20 protein-coding genes and 1 pseudogene are annotated in these 18,299 nt (G+C 57.4%); 17 read left to right on the top strand and 4 right to left on the bottom strand.

Translation table 11 applies throughout. From position 1 onward, the window contains the following. Positions 1–32: 32 nt before the first annotated feature. A complete protein-coding gene (locus GWQ22_RS03315; RefSeq protein ID WP_345893615.1) occupies positions 33–734 on the bottom strand; it encodes a DUF2982 domain-containing protein in 702 nt (233 codons plus the stop codon). A gap of 169 nt (positions 735–903) precedes the next feature. On the opposite strand from GWQ22_RS03315, the gene GWQ22_RS03310 reads away from it, so the two are divergent. The 4 genes from GWQ22_RS03310 to GWQ22_RS03295 all read left to right on the top strand — a co-directional run bounded on the left by GWQ22_RS03310 (position 904) and on the right by GWQ22_RS03295 (position 5,150). Beyond that, the gene (locus GWQ22_RS03310; RefSeq protein ID WP_275929490.1) at positions 904–2,841 is read left to right on the top strand and encodes an EAL domain-containing protein; all 1,938 of its coding nucleotides are present in this window, start codon (positions 904–906) and stop codon (positions 2,839–2,841) included. Between the two features lie 94 nt (positions 2,842–2,935). Beyond that, positions 2,936–3,661, top strand: a complete 726-nt coding sequence (gene nfsA, locus GWQ22_RS03305; RefSeq protein ID WP_275929448.1) for an oxygen-insensitive NADPH nitroreductase — start codon at positions 2,936–2,938, stop codon at positions 3,659–3,661. 188 nt (positions 3,662–3,849) lie between these two features. Beyond that, on the top strand, positions 3,850–4,614 hold the full coding sequence (locus GWQ22_RS03300) for a hypothetical protein (RefSeq protein ID WP_042034349.1): 765 nt from the start codon (positions 3,850–3,852) through the stop codon (positions 4,612–4,614). After that, positions 4,608–5,150, top strand: a complete 543-nt coding sequence (locus GWQ22_RS03295) for a VOC family protein (RefSeq protein WP_275929447.1) — start codon at positions 4,608–4,610, stop codon at positions 5,148–5,150. The genes GWQ22_RS03300 and GWQ22_RS03295 overlap by 7 nt, the downstream gene beginning before the upstream one ends. A gap of 67 nt (positions 5,151–5,217) precedes the next feature. On the opposite strand, the gene GWQ22_RS03290 is transcribed toward GWQ22_RS03295, so the two are convergent. After that, on the bottom strand, positions 5,218–6,432 hold the full coding sequence (locus tag GWQ22_RS03290) for an MFS transporter (RefSeq protein WP_275929446.1): 1,215 nt from the start codon (positions 6,430–6,432) through the stop codon (positions 5,218–5,220). 93 nt (positions 6,433–6,525) lie between these two features. Between GWQ22_RS03290 and GWQ22_RS03285 the strand changes: the two are divergent. Next, positions 6,526–7,401: pseudogene (locus GWQ22_RS03285) on the top strand (LysR family transcriptional regulator). Positions 7,402–7,474: 73 nt separating this feature from the next. Then, positions 7,475–8,449, top strand: a complete 975-nt coding sequence (gene cysB / locus GWQ22_RS03280; RefSeq protein ID WP_042034344.1) for an HTH-type transcriptional regulator CysB — start codon at positions 7,475–7,477, stop codon at positions 8,447–8,449. Between the two features lie 76 nt (positions 8,450–8,525). On the opposite strand, the gene ribA is transcribed toward cysB, so the two are convergent. Beyond that, on the bottom strand, positions 8,526–9,119 hold the full coding sequence (gene ribA / locus GWQ22_RS03275) for a GTP cyclohydrolase II (RefSeq protein ID WP_042034343.1): 594 nt from the start codon (positions 9,117–9,119) through the stop codon (positions 8,526–8,528). Between the two features lie 248 nt (positions 9,120–9,367). On the opposite strand from ribA, the gene cmk reads away from it, so the two are divergent. From cmk to pyrF, 6 genes are all read left to right on the top strand, one after another. Then, positions 9,368–10,060, top strand: a complete 693-nt coding sequence (gene cmk / locus GWQ22_RS03270) for a (d)CMP kinase (RefSeq protein ID WP_042034341.1) — start codon at positions 9,368–9,370, stop codon at positions 10,058–10,060. Positions 10,061–10,154: 94 nt separating this feature from the next. Then, positions 10,155–11,825: a 30S ribosomal protein S1 gene (gene rpsA / locus GWQ22_RS03265; protein ID WP_275929445.1), complete on the top strand. Its 1,671-nt coding sequence runs from the start codon at positions 10,155–10,157 to the stop codon at positions 11,823–11,825. Between the two features lie 92 nt (positions 11,826–11,917). Then, a complete protein-coding gene (gene ihfB, locus GWQ22_RS03260; protein ID WP_005299934.1) occupies positions 11,918–12,202 on the top strand; it encodes an integration host factor subunit beta in 285 nt (94 codons plus the stop codon). Positions 12,203–12,358: 156 nt separating this feature from the next. Continuing rightward, positions 12,359–12,643 carry a lipopolysaccharide assembly protein LapA domain-containing protein gene (locus GWQ22_RS03255; RefSeq protein ID WP_042034338.1) on the top strand — a complete coding sequence of 95 codons (285 nt, stop codon included), beginning with the start codon at positions 12,359–12,361 and terminating at the stop codon, positions 12,641–12,643. A gap of 9 nt (positions 12,644–12,652) precedes the next feature. Next, complete coding sequence (gene lapB, locus GWQ22_RS03250; protein WP_042034337.1) at positions 12,653–13,819, top strand: lipopolysaccharide assembly protein LapB; 1,167 nt, start codon at positions 12,653–12,655, stop codon at positions 13,817–13,819. Positions 13,820–13,944: 125 nt separating this feature from the next. Then, positions 13,945–14,646: an orotidine-5'-phosphate decarboxylase gene (pyrF, locus tag GWQ22_RS03245; protein WP_042034336.1), complete on the top strand. Its 702-nt coding sequence runs from the start codon at positions 13,945–13,947 to the stop codon at positions 14,644–14,646. A 64-nt stretch (positions 14,647–14,710) separates the two neighbouring features. Here the strand turns inward: pyrF and rrtA are convergent, their stop codons facing one another. Continuing rightward, positions 14,711–15,289: a rhombosortase gene (rrtA, locus tag GWQ22_RS03240; protein WP_258224666.1), complete on the bottom strand. Its 579-nt coding sequence runs from the start codon at positions 15,287–15,289 to the stop codon at positions 14,711–14,713. Between rrtA and GWQ22_RS03235 the strand changes: the two genes are divergently transcribed. The 5 genes from GWQ22_RS03235 (at position 15,219) to GWQ22_RS03215 (ending at position 18,147) form a co-directional block, all read left to right on the top strand. Next, the gene (locus tag GWQ22_RS03235) at positions 15,219–15,908 is read left to right on the top strand and encodes a tRNA-uridine aminocarboxypropyltransferase (protein WP_275929444.1); all 690 of its coding nucleotides are present in this window, start codon (positions 15,219–15,221) and stop codon (positions 15,906–15,908) included. The two genes, rrtA and GWQ22_RS03235, sit on opposite strands and share 71 nt — an antisense overlap. A gap of 21 nt (positions 15,909–15,929) precedes the next feature. Then, positions 15,930–16,619 (top strand): 7-cyano-7-deazaguanine synthase QueC, encoded by a 690-nt coding sequence (gene queC, locus GWQ22_RS03230; RefSeq protein WP_275929443.1) that lies wholly within the window; start codon positions 15,930–15,932, stop codon positions 16,617–16,619. A gap of 61 nt (positions 16,620–16,680) precedes the next feature. Continuing rightward, positions 16,681–17,352 carry a 7-carboxy-7-deazaguanine synthase QueE gene (gene queE / locus GWQ22_RS03225; RefSeq protein ID WP_181364727.1) on the top strand — a complete coding sequence of 224 codons (672 nt, stop codon included), beginning with the start codon at positions 16,681–16,683 and terminating at the stop codon, positions 17,350–17,352. A 1-nt stretch (position 17,353) separates the two neighbouring features. Then, positions 17,354–17,584 carry a DUF3820 family protein gene (locus tag GWQ22_RS03220; protein ID WP_042034330.1) on the top strand — a complete coding sequence of 77 codons (231 nt, stop codon included), beginning with the start codon at positions 17,354–17,356 and terminating at the stop codon, positions 17,582–17,584. Beyond that, on the top strand, positions 17,581–18,147 hold the full coding sequence (locus GWQ22_RS03215) for a cob(I)yrinic acid a,c-diamide adenosyltransferase (protein WP_108536693.1): 567 nt from the start codon (positions 17,581–17,583) through the stop codon (positions 18,145–18,147). The genes GWQ22_RS03220 and GWQ22_RS03215 overlap by 4 nt, the downstream gene beginning before the upstream one ends. Positions 18,148–18,299 lie beyond the last annotated feature (152 nt).

Genomic DNA, 18,299 nt, shown 5'->3' with positions numbered 1-18,299 from the left:
AGCCGCCAGCCTTGGCAAGTGCAATCCGGCGTTTAATTGATCTGGATTAGATTCGACTCCCGCTGGTATTGGTGCAACAGGCGGACAAATTCGGCAGGGTCCCGATCCAGGCTGTTGTCCGGCACCAGCAGATCGTAACCGAGCAGGTCACGCAAGCGGGTCATGCGATTGGCCAGCATGGCGATGACCCCCTCGTAGCGCTGACCAGATGGGGAGCGAAAGTGGCTCTCCTCCAGCAGACCTTCTCCCTGAAAGGCATCACCGCAGCTGCCGCTGGCACAATCTTGCCGTTCACTGCGCAGGGCTTGCAGTAGCACGGCCCTCTGTTCTGTCAGCAGGCGCACTGCCAATCTGGGTGTGATCAATGTCAAAAAATCGTCGTAATCTTTTATCTTCAAACCTATGTAGGGCAGGGCAACCAGGTCCCAGCCCAGATGAATGAGTGGTTGGTCAATACGTTGAATATTTCTCCATTTCAGGATCCAACCACCGTATTTATGGTGATATTGCAAACAATCGTGACAGAGCGAGAGGCTGAAATGGGGTTCAACCAGTTTCAATGAGCCGATAAATATCATCAGCAGACCCGCCAAAAGGCCGGAGATGAAGGGGATTAGTGGTTGTTCACGGAATAAAAAAAGTATAAAAATCATAGCAATGGTTACTATGATGCCCAACAATATCAAGGTGAGTCCGTTTTTCCTGACCATGGGTTTCACATGTAGCGTTTTCATATGAAGTCAGCCCTTGTGCGCATGCTTATTTCCAGATTATGGGCTGGATCCGATTTTGTACCAGCGCCGGGCGTCCCGAGAGGGCGTCTTGTTGCAGGGTTTCCCTGTGATCACACATCATGAATCACCATATTAGATGAATACGCTAGACGAACGGTTATTGAACGGGATGGATGTGCTGCATACCCCGATCTGGGTTTATGACATCCAACATCATCATATCTACTGGGCTAATCGCACCGCATTGGGGGTGTGGGAAGCCAGCTCGCTTGCCGAACTGCAATCACGTGATTTCTCGGCCGACATGGCCGATGCCATCGACTTGTTGCTACAGCGCTATCTCGGTGATTTTCAGCAGGGACGCAGCTACAGCGAGTGGTGGACGCTCTCGCCCAAGGGGATCAAGAAGCAGATCTACCTGCGGTTGTCCGGCGTTCAGCTGGCCGGTCGCTTGATGATGATGACGGAGGCGGTGATCGACGCCGATACCCTCTATCAGGAGTCCTCCCTCGCTACCGGCGATACCCTGGCCTGTCTGTTTGACAATCAGGGTCGGTTGGAGAGTGGCAACCACCATTTCGACATGTGTTTCGGTGACCAGGTCAACCTGCTCTCCCAGGTGTTTTCCGGCAACGACCAAGCCTTCTATCAGAAGCTCTCCCGACTCGATGAAGTCGTGGCGGAGGGGGAGTGCCGGACGCTCAAGGGGATGCGCTGGTTCCAGTACCAGTTCCGTCATATCCAGCAGGGGGCGCAGATCCTGCTCACCATGCGCGACATAACGGACCGCAAGCTCGAGGAGCTGGAACACCGCCATCTGGCCTGGCATGACTCGCTGACCGGGCTGCTCAATCGTTACGGCCTGATGAAATCCCTCGAGGCATATTGCGGCCTGGGTGGGCGCTTCGCGCTGGTGTTCATGGATCTCGACAACTTCAAGCTGGTCAACGACAACTATGGCCACAAGGCCGGGGATCGTCTGTTGGAGCGGGTGGCCGGTCGGCTCAAGCAGGTTTGCCCGCGAGATGTGGAACTGGCACGCCTCGGTGGGGACGAGTTCACTGCCCTGGTGCCGCTGACTCACGCCAGCAATCGGGCGCAGGAAGTGGCCGATCTCATGCTCTCCCAGATGACCAAGCCGCTGCAGCTGAGCGGGGTGCCCGAGGTGACCATTGGCGGCAGCATAGGCATCGCTATCTACCCGGACGATGCGGATGACGGCGACAATCTGATCACCCGCGCCGACATGGCTATGTATCAGGCCAAGCAGATGGGGCGCCTGCGCTGGCAGCGTTTCACCCCCAGCATGCAGCAGAATCTGCACCGCAAGCTGACCCTGAAGCAATTTCTGGCCAAGGCAATAGGTCGGCAGGAGCTGAGCCTCTGCTACCAACCCCAAGTGGATGTGGCAAAAGGCAAACTGCTCGGTTACGAGGCCCTGCTGCGCTGGCACAACCCTGTGCTCGGCCATGTCTCGCCGGTGGAGTTCATCCCGCTGGCCGAGGAGATGGGGTTGATCCGGGAGATCGGCGGCTGGGTGCTCTCGACGGCACTGGCCCAGATGGCGCATTGGCAGCAGCAGTGGCAGGTGCGGGTGCCGGTCTCGGTCAATCTGTCCGGGTTCCAACTCTCCTCCGCCTTGCCGGAGCTGGTGGCTCAGCAGCTCAAGGCGTATGGCGTGGATGCAGGCCTGCTGACTTTGGAGTTGACCGAGACTGTCCTTATGCTGGATATGAAAGGTTGCATCGAGATCCTCGATGCCCTGAGCGAGCAAGGCATCAAGATCGCCATTGACGATTTTGGTACCGGCTATTCGTCGCTGGCCTACCTGAACCGACTGCCGATCGACACCATCAAGCTGGATCGTTCGTTCGTGGTGGGGCTGAACCTGCCAGTGATCCGTGCCACTGTCGCCATGGCGACCAGCCTGGGGCTTGGCATCATGGCCGAAGGGGTGGAGGATGAGCACGAGCTCGCCGCGCTGCGTTCCCAGGGCTGTCACGTGTTTCAGGGCTTTTTGTTCAGCAAGCCGATGACGGTGGCGCAGGTGGAGGCCAGCGCCTTTCTGGTTAGCTGCAAGGCGGGTGTCTATCCGCTGGCGGGATAGGGTCAAGGAACGTGCATCTGTCATCGTTAGCTGCGAGGGGCCTTGGGCCCCTCCGTTTTTTTGGGTAGAGTGTGGACTTCTTCCTGGAGACATCATGAACCCGACCATAGACCTTATTCTTGCCCATCGCTCCATTCGTCAATTTACCCAAGAACCCATCACGGCGAGCCAGCTCGACCAGATCCTGAGTGCAGCCCAGTCTGCTTCCAGCTCCAGTTTCCTGCAGGCTAACAGCATCATACGGGTGACCGACATGGCCCTGCGCACCCGGCTCGCGGAGCTGGCGGGGCATCAGGCTCATGTGGCCGAGGCAGCCGAGTTTCTGATGTTTTGCGCCGATTATCATCGTCACGGTCAAATCGTGCCGGACGCCCAGACAGGTTATATCGAGCAGCTGATGATCGGCGCCATCGATGGTGCCCTGATGGCCCAAAATGCCCTGCTGGCAGCCCAGTCGCTGGGATTGGGTGGCGTCTACATTGGCGGCATTCGCAATAATCCGGCCGCTGTGAGCGAGGCGCTGGGGCTACCAGACCTGGTTATCCCCTTGTTTGGGCTCTGTCTGGGCCATCCGGCGCAGGTTCCCGAACAGAAACCCCGTTTGCCCCGGGCGCTGGTTGTGCACGAGAATCACTATCAGACCGAGCTGGATCGCCCCTTGTTGGCGCGATACGATCAGCAGATAGAGGCCTACTATCAGGCCCGCAGCCGCAATAACAAACAGCAGACCTGGAGCAGCCAGATCCGGGGCATCCTTGGCAAGGAGGCACGCCCCTTCATGCAGGCATTCTTGCAATCGAAAGGGTTCAACCTCAAGTAATGGGCCCGATGGGCGATACTATGAAGTAATGGCAGTGTTGCCATCACTGCGTGATCCTGATCTCCGCTGCTGATTTGTGGGCCCAGAGCACAATAAATCGTGGGTAAGCTCGACGGTGCGGACTACCTTAAGTGGGTCAGCTGTTGTAGGATCGCGCAATTGGATTGGGACAGGAGTTTGAACATCCTATGATTTTAACCTTGGTATTGCTGTCTATTGGCGCACTCCTGTTTCTGGTTATCGCCTATAACGTGATGCAGCAATATAAGCAGAAGGCAGAGGCAGACAGGCGCCATGCCATCGCTCGTCATAAGGCAGTGGCGGATGAAACCGAAGAGGTGCTGTTGAATGTCAACTTGGTGCCCTTCTCCAAGAACATAGTGTTGTTGCTGCAACACCGTATTCTGGATGCGTACCGGGCGATCGCCTTGGTGATGCCCAACGGCCAGATCAAACAGCGCATCGCCGACGTACAGACCCAGATCAAAAATGTGCAGGAGAACTACAGCAATCAGGATGAGGGGCACTTCAAGACACCCGAATCCGACCGCCAGGCCATTCAGATGCTGCAACTGGTCAAGAAAATGCGTGCGGTGCTGCGGGTCGAGCACAACAAGGGCAAGATAGATCCCCACGGTTTTGCCCAAGAGGATCGTCGCCTCGAGCTGATGCAGCTCAAGATCAACATCTCCAATCTGGTCAAACGGGCCATGGATGCCCAGATCCAGGGGCAATATGGCACTTGTCGTCAGCTCTATACCAAGGGGCTCTCTGCTTTGGCCGGGGTATCTGACAAGGACCCTTATCTGATGGCCCGTGAAGAAGACATGCGCCAGGGGCTGGCCGGGCTGGATGCCCATCTGCAGCAGCACAGCGAGAAAGAGCTGCAGAGCATTAAGAATAAAGAGGCTGATGAGCTGGATGTCCTGTTCCAACCCAAGAAGAAATGGTGATCATGTCCCACCCACTCGATACCACACTGGGGCCCATGGCCCCATTTGTTTGCCAGCTGCTGGCTGAACTGGATCAACGAGCTGTCCATGTCGATGCCATCGACGTTGACCACCTCTGTTACCGCGCGGCCACGCTGGTCGAATATCAGACGCAGAAACAGACCCTGGCGGCGTACGGTACCCTGCTGGTGGAAGGTATGATAGGAGGGCGTCCTATTGCCACCTACCAGCTGTTTCATCCCGTGCAATGCGGTGACGTCAGCGTGCCCTGCATCGAACTGGCGGCGCCCAAACCGGGCCGTAGCCATCAGGCTGGGCTGGAGCACATAGAGCTGGTGGTGCCGTCACTGCCAGCGCTGGTGGCCGCGCATCCCGATGTGCCGTTCAAGACTGGCAACATGGATGATCTTCGCAACCCAGACGTGGGCTTGATGTTGGCGTCGGGCCAGATCAAATTTCACTTGCGCGCCTTGGCCGAGGTGATAGAGGAAGAGCTGCGCACTGGCGCTGTGGTGCCTGTGCCCGCCGATTATTGATTGCTGTGAGAGCGGGACAGCTGCTCGTTGATGATACGCAGTGTAAGCGTGGGGGCCCGACCGATGACTACGACTGCATATGGCAGGAGAGGGGGCGGGTGGTACGCCCCTTCACGTGACCGAGCCAGAGGCTCAGGCCCGCGGTGATCACCAGCACCAGCTCGATGCCGAGCACCAATCCCACCAAGCCACCCCGCTCCCAGAAGGGGTGCAGGTAGAGGCCTCCTAGGCTGGCTCCCAGATAATACCCCACCAGATAGAGTGACGAGGCGAGCGCCCGGTTATGTTCCACGTGCTGGCCAACCCAGGCACTGGCACAGGCGTGGGCGAGAAAGAACCCGAAGCTCGAGATGAGCAGCCCCGTCAATATGGCCGCCAGCGAGCCGTGCAACAGCAGTGCACTGCCCAGCGCCATCAGCGAGATCCCCGCCAGCAGCAGGCGCTGTGCCCCCCAGCGGTGGGCGCAGCGACCACTCAGGGAGGAAGCGACCGTGCCCGACAGATAGGTCAGGAACAGCATGCCGAGCCACTGGGTGGGCAGGGAGAAAGGATCCTTGGCCAGCAGGAAGGTGAGGTAGCTGTACTGGTTCAAAAACACCATGAAGTTGAGCCCGCCGATGAGATAGGCTCCGACTAGCAGCGGGTTGCCCAGGTGGCTGCTGATGGCCTGCCGGAATTGGCCCGGAGCGGCGATGACCGGCACGAAACGGGTCTGGGCGGGCAATAACCAGATGACGAGGGGCAGCAGGGTCAGGCTTATCAGGCCGATGCCGAGAAAAGTGTGTTGCCAGTCGCCAAACCAGCCAGCCAGCAGACCACCGACGACCCGGCCTGCGATCCCGCCGAGCGAGTTGGCGGCGATATAGACCCCGACGGCGGAGAGGAGGGCGCGTTTGCTGAACTCCTCTCCCATATAGGCGATGGCGGTGGCGGGCAGTCCGGCCAGCAATATCCCTTGCAGTATCCTCAGCAGCAGCAGCTGTTCAAACTGGTGTACCAAGCTGATGAGCAGGGAGAGCAGGATGGCACCAGCCAGGCTCCACAGCATGATCCTGCGCCGGCCGAACCTGTCCGCGAGGCGTGCGCAGAGCAGCAGCGAGGCGGCCAGACCTGCAGTGCAGCCAGCCAGTGTCCAGCCTGCGGCCAGCGAGCTGACGGAGAAGACATCTGCCAGCAGTGGCAGCAGTGGATGGGTTTGGTAGAGGTTGAGAAACACCAGGAAGGAACCCAGGCTCAGGGCCAGGGTGGCGCGTCTCCATTCACGGCTGCCTACTTCGATCATATGCGGTTGTCCTGACGGCTTTTGTGCAGAGTAGTGCGCCGCAGAGCATAAATATAATATATTTAAGTTATCCAACTAATAAGATTAATTGATATGGACTTGAAACAGCTCACCTATTTGCTGGCGGTACGGGATGCTGGCTCCTTCACCAGGGCTGCCAATGGTCTGCATGTGGCCCAGCCCGCCATCAGCATGGCCATCGCCAAGCTGGAGCAGCAACTCGAGTTGCGGCTGTTTGACCGGCAGGATCGCACAGTGCGGCTCACCCCGGAGGGGGAGGTGCTCTGCCGTCATGCCGAACGACTGTTGTTGCAGATGCACCAGGCAGAAGCCGAGATGGCCGAATTGAAAGGGTTGGAGCGTGGCGAGGTGCGCATCGGCATTCCCTACATGATGGGCTCTTACTACTTTCCTCCGATCCTGATGGCCTTCAAGCATCGCTATCCCGGCCTCAAGATCCGGGTGGAGGAAGCGGGCTCGCGTGAGCTGCTGAGCCGCATGGTGGATGGCACCCTGGATCTCGCCATCCTGATCACCGGCGATCTGCCACCTGCGCTGGAAGGGGCGTAACTGCTGCGTGAAGAGATGTTGATGGTGGTGGGGGAGGAGCACCCGTTGCGGCAAGTCCCGGCCGTCTCCCTGACCCAGTTTTTCGGCCAGGAGCTGGCCATGTTCCGGCGCGGTTTCTACCACCGCGAGCACATGGAGGCATTGGCGCAGGGGCTGGGCTGTGAGCCCAATATTGCCTTCGAGAGCAACCTCATTCCGTTGCTCAAGGCGGTGGTGAAGCAGGGCTTTGCGGTGACCACCTTCCTGCGGATGGTGCTGGACGAGGAGACTGCCCTGACCGGAGTGCCGTTTGCTCCGCCTATTTTCCTCGATCTCTGCGTGGCGTGGCGCCGGGGGGATCCACTCTCCATGGCGAACCGCGCCTTGCGGGATTTTTTGCTGGCGCAGGCCCAGCCATAAATAGCCAAGAAGAAAAGGCTATCAGGCAAAAGTTTGTTAGTATTAGTTCAAGTCGCCTTTAGAGCTTAACATCATGAAACTCCAACAGTTGCGTTATATCGTTGAGGTTGCCAACCACAGATTGAACGTGTCGGCAACGGCAGAGAGCCTCTATACCTCTCAGCCAGGGATCAGCAAGCAGGTACGCATGCTGGAAGATGAGCTGGGGATCCAGATTTTCGAGCGCAGTGGCAAGCATCTGACCCAAATCACACCGGCAGGACGAGATGTGATCAAGATAGCCAACGAGATCCTGGGCAAGGTGGAAAGCATCAAGGCGGTGGCGAGCCAGCATACTCATCCCGAGCAGGGCACGCTTCATATCGCGACCACCCATACTCAGGCCCGTTATGCGCTGCCTGATGTGATCAAGGGGTTCATCAAGCGCTTTCCCAAGGTCTCCCTGCACATGCATCAGGGTACTCCGACCCAGATCAGCGAAGCCGTGGTCAAGGGGCTGGCCGATTTTGCTATCGCCACCGAAGCGCTGCACTTGTATGAAGATCTCATCATGCTGCCTTGCTACCACTGGAATCGCAGCGTGATCGTGCCCAAGGGGCATCCTTTGACCCAGGTTGGCAAGCTCTCTATTTCAGATATTGCCCGTTTCCCGCTAGTGACCTATGTGTTTGGCTTCACCGGGCGCTCCGAGCTGGATAACGCCTTCAACCGGGCCGGGTTCGAACCCAATATCGTCTTCACCGCCACCGATGCAGACGTGATCAAGACCTATGTCCGGCTGGGGATTGGCATAGGTGTGATGGCGACCATGGCGCTGGATCCCGCGGTCGATACCGATCTGGTGGCGCTCGATGCCAGCCACCTGTTCGCCCACAGCACCACCAAGATAGGGTTTCGCAAGGGCTCCTTCCTGCGTACCTACATGTATGACTTCATGACCCGTTTCGCCCCGCACCTGACCCGGGATGTGGTGGAGCGCGCTATCGCACTGCGCTCCAGTGACGATGTGGATGCCATGTTCGCCGATATCGAGTTGCCTATCCGCTAGCACGGCCACAGTGTCTGCCAACAAAAACGCCTCCCGATGGGAGGCGTTTTTTATGCGGGCGTGTGGTGCACCGGGATCACTTCTTGAACAGGTGATCCAGCTTGCTCGCTTTGGTTGAGAGATAAAACTCGTTGTGGGGATTGCGCCCTTCCTGCAGGGGAACCCGCTCCGCCACCGGAATGCCAAAGCTCTCCATCGCTTTCATCTTGCGTGGGTTGTTGGTCATCAGGCGTAAACTGGTGACGTGCAACGCCTTGAGCATGTCCGCGCAGATGGTGTAGTCGCGCATGTCGGCGGCAAAGCCCAGTGCCACATTGGCCTCAACGGTATCAGCGCCCTGATCTTGCAGGTGGTAGGCCCGGATCTTGTTGAGCAGGCCTATGCCACGTCCTTCCTGGCGTACATACAGTAAGACGCCCCGACCGGCCTTGGCGATGTTTTCCATGGCGGCCTGCAATTGGAAACCACAGTCGCAGCGCAGGCTGAACAGGGCGTCTCCGGTGAGGCACTCAGAGTGAATGCGGCCCAGCACAGGCGCATCACCCGTGACATCGCCCATCACCAGCGCAGCATGATCCTTGCCGGTACCGGTTTCCTGAAAGCCTACCAGCGTGAAGGTGCCCCAAGGGGTCGGCAACTTGGATTTGGCCACGAGGGTAACGCTGCTCATAGGTTGCTCCTTACTACAGCTGCTTAAAAAGGGCGGCCAGTTTAGCGCGCCTTGTCCATAACAACCATAAGAACAAAACCTTGAACTGTTTAATGACTTGAGTCGCTGTACGCAAACCACGCGATCGCGACGGCTTCTGTGCAAATGTGCGTCCTGACGACTGCCAGGCTCGGCACATTTGGGTATAATCGGCGCCCATTACCCCATCCCTTCCGGGATGTGTGCAACAAGAGTGCAGGAGAGAAATTATGCCTCAGATGGCCCCCGTGATGACAATCGATGGCCCGAGCGGTGCCGGTAAAGGCACGTTGTGCCAGCTGCTGGCTGAGAAACTGGGTTGGCACTTGCTTGATTCCGGCGCCATCTACCGGGTGTTGGCCCTGGCTGCCTTGCACCACGATGTAGAACTCGATTCTGAAGCCGCACTGGTCCCACTGGCTGCCAATCTGGATGTGCAATTCCAGGTGGACAGCGAGCAGGTCAAGGTGGTGCTGGAAGGGGAGGATGTGTCCCGCACCATCCGTACCGAAGAGGTGGGCAATGCCGCGAGCAAAATCGCCGCCTTCCCGCGGGTACGCGAAGCCCTGCTGCGCCGTCAGCGTGCATTTCGTCAGGCACCTGGTCTGATCGCCGACGGGCGTGACATGGGAACCGTGGTTTTCCCCGAAGCCGAAGTGAAGATTTTCCTCGACGCCAGCGCGGAAGAACGCGCCCAGCGCCGCTATAAGCAGTTGCAAGATAAGGGCTTTGATGTTAACTTCGAGCGTCTTTTAACCGAGATTCGGGAACGTGACGATCGCGACAGAAATCGCGCCGTAGCGCCCCTTAAAGCGGCAGAAGATGCTCTCGTGGTGGATTCTACCGCCATGACCATAGATGACGTGCTGGCAACAGTACTCGCCTATGCAGAGCAACAACTTGGTGATGCCAGCGCAAGCTGACATCCGGTCGTCTGCACCAAGGATGGCGCAGATTATTTAAAACAGCCCCGCTTGTGCCGGATTGCAAGTGGATGTTTCATTTGTGACATAAACAATGATCGAATCTTTTGCTCAACTCTTTGAAGAGTCCCTGAACTCCGTTGAAACCCGTCAAGGTTCCATCGTCAAGGGTACTGTCGTTGCTATCGATAACGGTTTCGTACTGGTTGACGCCGGTCTGAAATCTGAGTCCGCCATCCCGGCTGAAGAATTCAAGAACGCCCTGGGCGAGCTGGAAATCAGTGTGGGTGACACTGTTGATGTAGCTCTGGACTCTATCGAAGATGGTTTCGGCGAAACCAAGCTGTCCCGTGAAAAAGCCAAGCGCCACGAAGCCTGGCTGCAGCTTGAAAAAGCTTACGAAGAGCAAGCTACCGTTATCGGTATCATCAACGGCAAGGTCAAGGGTGGTTTCACCGTTGAACTGAATGGCATCCGTGCCTTCCTGCCGGGTTCTCTGGTTGACGTGCGTCCGATCCGTGACACCGCTCACCTGGAAAACAAAGAACTCGAGTTCAAAGTCATCAAGCTGGACCAGAAGCGCAACAACGTTGTTGTTTCCCGTCGTGCAGTGATCGAGACCGAGAACACCTCCGAGCGCGAGAGCCTGCTGGCTAACCTGCAAGAAGGTCAAGAAGTTAAGGGTATCGTCAAGAACCTGACCGACTACGGTGCATTCGTAGATCTGGGCGGTGTTGACGGCCTGCTGCACATCACCGACATGGCGTGGAAGCGCGTTAAGCATCCTTCCGAAATCGTCAACGTTGGCGACGAGATCGCAGTCAAGGTTCTGAAGTTCGACCGCGAGCGTACCCGTGTATCCCTGGGTCTGAAGCAGCTGGGTGAAGATCCCTGGGTTGCTATCGCCAAGCGTTACCCGGAGACCACCCGTCTGTCTGGCCGCGTGACCAACCTGACCGACTACGGCTGCTTCGTTGAAATCGAAGAAGGCGTTGAAGGCCTGGTACACGTATCCGAGATGGATTGGACCAACAAGAACATCCACCCGTCCAAAGTTGTTAACGTTGGCGACGTGGTTGACGTGATGGTTCTGGATATCGACGAAGAGCGTCGTCGTATCTCCTTGGGTCTGAAGCAGTGCAAATCCAACCCGTGGCAGCTGTTTGCCGAAACTCACGCCAAGGGCGACCGTGTTTCCGGCAAGATCAAGTCTATCACTGACTTTGGTATCTTCATCGGTCTGGACGGCGGTATCGACGGCCTGGTTCACCTGTCTGACATCTCCTGGAACAACCAGGGCGAAGAAGCAGTTCGTGAATTCAAGAAAGGCGACGAAATCGAAGCCGTTGTTCTGCAAGTGGACCCGGAGCGTGAGCGCATCTCCCTGGGTGTCAAGCAGATCGAAGAAGACCCGTTCAATAAGTACCTGTCTGATAACAAGAAAGGTGCTATTGTTAAGGGTAAGGTTACCGAGGTTGATGCCAAGGGTGCTGTGATCGAACTGGCTGACGGCGTAGAAGGCTACCTGCGTGCCTCCGATGCTGCTCGTGACCGTGTTGAAGACGCGACTCTGGTACTGTCTGTTGGTGATGAAGTTGAAGCCAAGTTCATGGGCGTTGATCGTAAGAACCGCACCGTAAGCCTGTCTGTCCGTGCCAAGGACGAGGCTGACGAACGTGTTGCTATCGATAGTCTGAACCAACAAGAAGAAGTTGTGTTTAGCAATGCTATGGCTGAAGCGTTCAAAGCTGCCAAGGGTGAATAATCCTTGATGCAAGAAAAGGGCGGCTTCACGCCGCCCTTTTTTATATTGGCGTAATGAATATTGCATGTGATCGGGGAAGGAGATTTAACGTTATGACCAAATCAGATCTCATCGAACAATTGGCTGCGAGCCGCATGCATATGCCGGCCAAAGATGTCGAAGCTGCCATCAAGGAGATCCTTGAGCAGATGGCATCGACTTTGCAAAACGGCGATCGGATTGAAATCCGTGGATTTGGCAGTTTTTCACTGCACTATCGTGCCCCCCGAGTGGGTCGTAATCCCAAGACCGGGGACAAGGTTGAGCTGACCGGGAAATATGTCCCTCACTTCAAGCCTGGCAAAGAGTTACGCGAGCGCGTGAACATTATTGAATAATGCAGAAAACGGCATACTTGGGTATGCCTTTTTTGTTTTTATAGCCGCTATTGTGCCAATCGTCCGGTTTCTCCAAGTCTTTTCCCATTCGCGCTAGAGTCTGCCCGTGATTTTAAGGATAATCAGCCTTTCATTAGATACTGACAGGGAGCTCCTATGAAGCGTATCTTGGCCCTCATTCCGCTGGTGCTGGTGTTTATTCTGACCTTGGCCATCGGGTCGCAAAATGGTCAGCTGGTGCAGTTCAATTATCTGATTGCCCAGGGGGAGTTCTCGCTCTCCATGTTGCTGGGTTTCTTCTTTGGTGGTGGTTTTCTGCTGGGCTGGCTGGTGTTCGGTCTGTTGTTTTTGCGCCTAAAAATGCAAAACCGTACCCTCAACCGCACCATGCGTCGTCAATCCCGCGAGTTGGAGCTGGCTCGGTCGGCAGTCAAGGAATAATGTCCCTCGATGCTTGAACTGCTTTTCCTGCTGTTGCCGATTGCCGCTGGCTATGGCTGGTATATGGGGCGCAGGAGTGTTCGCCAGGACACCCAGAAACAGAGTAACCAATTTTCCCGGCAGTATGTGGCGGGCCTCAACTATTTGCTGTCTGATGAGTCGGACAAGGCGGTGGATCTCTTCATCCAGCTGCTGGAAGTAGACAGCGAAACCATCGAAACCCATCTCTCGCTTGGCAATCTGTTTCGTCAGCGTGGCGAGGTCGACCGAGCCATCAAGATCCACCAAAACCTGGTGACCCGCGAGCTGACCCGTGAACAGCGCCAGCTCGCGCTGCAGGAGCTCGCGCGCGACTTCCTGGCTGCAGGCTTGCTGGATAGAGCCGAGGCGCTCTGGAACGAGCTGTGCGAAGACGGCGACTATGAAGAGACGGCGCTGGCCCAGTTGCTGATCATCCATCAGCAGTTACGTGACTGGGACAAGGCCATTGAGGTCGCAGTGCGGTTGCAAAAATATCAGGGCAAGAAGCTGGCCGATCCCATCTCGCATTTCTATTGCGAGCAGGCAGACAGTGCATTGCGCGACGGCGACAAGCCTGCGGGGCTTGCCAAGCTCAAGCGGGCGCTGGGTGTCAATCCAGCTTGTGCCCGTGCCAGCCTGCGACTGGCCGAACTGGCGATGGCGGCGGGGCAGTATGAGCAGGCCAGCAAGGATCTGCTGCGGGTGTTCGAGCAGGACATCGACTTTGCTTCCGAGGCCATCCCCTGGCTCACCGAATGCTATCAGCGCCAGGGCCGCTCTCTCGAGCTCATTCCCTTGCTGGAGCAGGCGGTGGAGGATCACGCCGGCGTCAGCGTGACCCTGGCCCTTGCCAAACTGGTGGAGGAGCGTGATGGCCTGAGTCAGGCCCGCGCGTTGGTGCTGCGCCAGCTGCGCCGTCATCCTTCCATGAAGGGTTTCTACCAGCTGGTGGGCTTCCAGCTGGCCAGTGCGGAGGAGGGGCCTGCCAAGGAGAGCCTGGAGTTGCTGCAGCAACTGGTTGGCGAACAGATCAAGATCAAATCTACCCACAAGTGTCGGCAGTGCGGCTTTGCCACCCACTCGCTGTTCTGGCAGTGCCCATCCTGCCGTCAGTGGGGATCCATCAAGCCGATCCGCGGCCTGGACGGCGAATAAGAGCCAAATCAATTGAAAGTGAGATGCCGTGTGCGGCAAGTGCCGCTGCGGTGTTATCAGGTTGAGCCTGGGCCTGGATGGTGACGCCATGCCCAGATGGTGAACAACAATCAATAGGAAGTGAGATGCTAGATCCCAAAGTACTGGTCGCGCTGGATTATCAGCACGAGGCCGATGCCTTCGCGTTCATTGAACGTATCTCTCCGGCCCAGTGCCGCCTCAAGGTGGGCAAGGAGATGTTTACCCTGTTTGGCCCCCAGTTTGTGCGTCAGCTGGTGGCCAAGGGATTTGATGTGTTTCTGGATCTGAAGTTTCACGACATTCCCAATACCGTGGCCAAGGCCGTGGCCGCCAGTGCCGAGCTGGGAGTCTGGATGGTCAACGTCCATGCCAGTGGTGGCGAGCGAATGATGCGTGCTGCCAGAGAGGCGTTGCTGCCTTATGGCGACAAGGCGCCGCTGCTTATTGGGGTGACAGTGCTGACCAGCATGGAGCAATCCGACATGGCGCCGCTTGGTCTGGACGTGAGCCCGGCCGAGCAGGTGATCCGGCTCGCCACATTGACCAAGGCAGCCGGGCTGGATGGGGTGGTCTGCTCCGCCAATGAGGCTCGTGATCTCAAGGCCTTGCTCGGCGCCGACTTCAAGCTGGTGACCCCGGGTATTCGCCCCACCGGGTCTGCGGCCGGGGATCAACGCCGGGTGATGACGCCGCTGGCTGCGACGCAAGCCGGCGCCGACTATCTGGTCATAGGTCGCCCTATCACCCAGGCAGACGATCCCGCCGCCATGTTGTCAAGCATCAATGCGGAGCTGACTGGGCGTTAAGATTTGAAGGCCGGGTACACCCCCGGCCTGCTTTTTTGTCAAGGCAACCTGGTGTTGGGCACCATCACTCCTTGATGGCCTGACTGCCGAGACTGACCGGCAACAGGCCGAGCAGCAGGCCCGCCACCGAGCCAATCAGATGTGATTCGATGTGAACCCGGGCACCAATCAGTGCAGAAGCCGGGCTCTCGCCTGCGCTGTAGAAGTCCACTCCGAGCTTGATGACCACCCCCAACAGCATCAGCCAGCCCGAATAGCGGCGATAGCGTATGTCCTGCAAGGCTCCCCACACGAACAGGCCGTGCAAGGCTCCCGACAGCCCCATGTACCACTGGGTCTGCGGGCATAACCACCAGATGCCGACACCGACCGCGCACCCCAGTAACAGCAGCAATACCGGCAGGCGGCAGCCCGTCAGGTATTCGCGAAACAGGCTGTAGATCACGCACAGGCCACTCAGGTTGAGCAGCAGGTGCCATAAATTGGTGTGGGCCAGATTGCCTGTTATGATGCGCCACCCTTCGCCTTGGGCGATCAGGGCGCGTTCGAAGGAGAGCAAATGATTCGGTACTGTGAAGAAAAGCAACAAGCTGGCGAGTGAAAGCGTGATGACCCAGAGCAATCCTGATTTTTCTGACGACATGAAACAGCCCAACGACAAGAACAGTCGATACTGTACACGTTGCGCCAGAGCACTCAAAGCCTGTCTGTGTGATTATATTCAGCAGGTGTCTCATCTTGCTCCCCTCCATATTTTGCAGCATCCGAGCGAAGCGGGGCATCCCAAGGGGACCGCAGCCCTGCTGGCCGCCTCCCTCACCCGCGCCAGCATTCATGTCGGGGAGGATTTTGCCGAGGCACATTGGCTCAATGCCTTGCTGGCGGATCCCAAGGTGCACTGCTATCTGCTCTGGCCTGACGAACATGCGCTGGGGCTGGATCAGGTGCGCGATCAACTGCGCCAGGCGGGGGAGTACCGTCAGGTCTGCTTTTTGCTGCTCGATGGCACCTGGCGCAAGGCGTATCGCATCTTGCACAGCAATCCGGCCCTGCTGCGGCTGCCCAGGATCAAGCTCGGTGCCATACCGGGCCAGTACTCCATTCGCAAGAAGCCGTTTCCCGAGGCGTTGTCGACCCTGGAGGCGGGCTACCATCTGTTATCCCAGTGGGAGGGTGAGCCCGCGCGCTTCGCTCCGCTGATGAACCTCTTTACCCATTTAAACCGGCAGTGGCATGACTTTGCACAAGGTCGCCGTACTTGAACTGCCTGAAGGAGTGAAAAAGTGAAAAAAGCCGTCGTGGTATTCAGTGGTGGGCAGGACAGTACCACCTGTCTGGTGCAGGCTCTGGCCCATTATGACGAGGTGCACGCCATTACCTTTGACTATGGCCAGCGCCATCGGGAGGAGATTGAGACGGCTCGCCGACTGGCCAGTGCGCTTGGGATTGCCGCCCACAAGGTGATGGACGTGACCCTGCTCAATGAACTGGCGGTCTCGGCCCTGACCCGGGATGACATTCCGATCAGCTGCGAGCTGCAGGACAATGGTCTGCCCAATACCTTCGTGCCGGGTCGCAACATACTGTTTCTGACCCTGGCCTCCATCTATGCCTACCAGGTGGGCGCCGAATCGGTGATCACCGGGGTGTGCGAGACCGATTTCTCCGGCTACCCGGACTGTCGCGACGAGTTCGTCAAGGCGCTCAATCAGGCGGTCTCCCTGGGGCTGGGTCGCGGCATTCGCTTCGATACCCCGCTGATGTGGCTCGACAAGGCCGAAACCTGGGCGCTGGCGGATCACTATGGTCACCTGGAAACGGTGCGCCAGCAGACGCTGACTTGCTACAACGGCATCGCTGGCGATGGTTGTGGCACCTGTCCAGCCTGTGAACTGCGTAGCCGGGGGTTGAACCTGTATCTGGCCGACAAGGCGGGTATCATGGCTCGGCTGTACGAGAAAAGCGGACTGTGAGCCTGCGTCTTGCCCTCGCTTGGGGTATAATCCGCGACTTTTGCAACAAGCCGTGACCGAGATGCACTACCCAATCAACGAGATATTCCAGACCATTCAGGGGGAGGGCATCTTCACCGGCCTGCCCGCCATTTTCGTTCGCCTGCAAGGCTGCCCTGTGGGTTGTCCCTGGTGCGATACCCGTCATACCTGGATTGTCGATCCCGCTCGTGAAGTGGGGGTTCAGGCGGTGCTCGACTGTTCCAATGAATCCGATGGTTGGAGCAAGATGAACACTGAGCAGATCCTAGCCAGTTTCCAGCAGCTCGGTTATCAGGCCCGGCATGTGGTGATCACCGGGGGTGAGCCTTGTCTGTATGACTTGCAGGCGCTCTCCTGTGCCTTGCTGGCAGCCGGCTATCAGGTGCAGATCGAAACCAGCGGTACCAGCGAGATCCAGACCCACGCCAATACCTGGGTCACGGTTTCGCCCAAGATTGGTATGAAGGGGGGACTGCCCGTGCTGATATCTGCCCTTGAGCGTGCCAACGAGATCAAGCATCCAGTGGCCACTGAGCGCCATATCGAGGAGCTGGATGCCCTGCTGGCGACCGCCACCTTGCGCCCAGACGTGGTGATTGCGCTGCAACCTATCAGCCAGAAGCCCAGAGCCACCCAGCTGGCGATGGCCACCTGCATCGCCCGTAACTGGCGGCTCTCCATCCAGACCCATAAATATTTGGACATCGATTAATATGGAGTGGCTGTCTGACGAGCGGGTGTTGTTGACCCTGACCCACAAGATGCCTTACGGCAAATATCAGGGGCGGCGCATCATAGATATTCCTGAACCCTATCTGGTGTGGATGGCCCGTACCGGCTTTCCCGCTGGCGCGTTGGGCCAGACGCTGGCCCTTGCCTATGAGATCAAGCTCAACGGGCTCGAATCCATGATTGTTCCCATTATTAACAGGATGTCGGTATGAGAATATATACAAGGCAGGGTGATAAAGGTATGACCCGGTTGGCCGATGGTGTGCAATTGGCCAAGGATGATATGCGGGTGGAAACCTATGGTTATATTGATGAATTAAATTCTCATATAGGTCTACTCATTGCCGAGGTTCCTGCCACTGAAACCGGCTTATTAGCCGACCTGTTATTGTTACAACAAGAGTTGTTCGATCTGGGTGGTGAACTGGCATTTTCCAGCGATGGTCAGCAGGAGGCCATCTGGCAGGTGAATAATGCGTGGACGTTGCGACTGGAGCGGCAAATTGATGACTACAGCGCCAATTTACCCGTGCTGCGCAATTTCATTTTGCCCAGTGGTTCCCGGGCAGCGGCGCAAGCCCATGTAGTGCGCACCCTGACCCGTCGCTGTGAGCGCCTGCTGCTGAGTCTGAGCCGTGCAGAGCAGATCAATCCCGCCATCCTGCCTTATATCAACCGGCTGAGTGACTGGTTCTTCACCATAGCCCGCTATCTGCTGGCCTGTACCGCGACGCCAGAAGTGCTCTGGGTCAAGGCGACAGAACGGAGTCGATGAGCTGACATCCGGCATAAAAAAACCTGAGCTATTGTCAAATCTGGTGTATGGCGTCGGTCAGGCGGCACTCCTGTCTGACTCCTCCAGCACCTTTACTCCGTCCTTGAATTTCACGTTGTTCGCTACCAACGTCAGCAGCGCAAATCCCTTGA

Source organism: Aeromonas sp. 1HA1 (assembly GCF_029237385.1).
Taxonomy (GTDB): Bacteria; Pseudomonadota; Gammaproteobacteria; order Enterobacterales; family Aeromonadaceae; genus Aeromonas; species Aeromonas popoffii.
The sequence above is the reverse complement of the archived record's forward strand: the minus strand, read 5'-3'. Positions and strand labels throughout refer to the sequence as shown.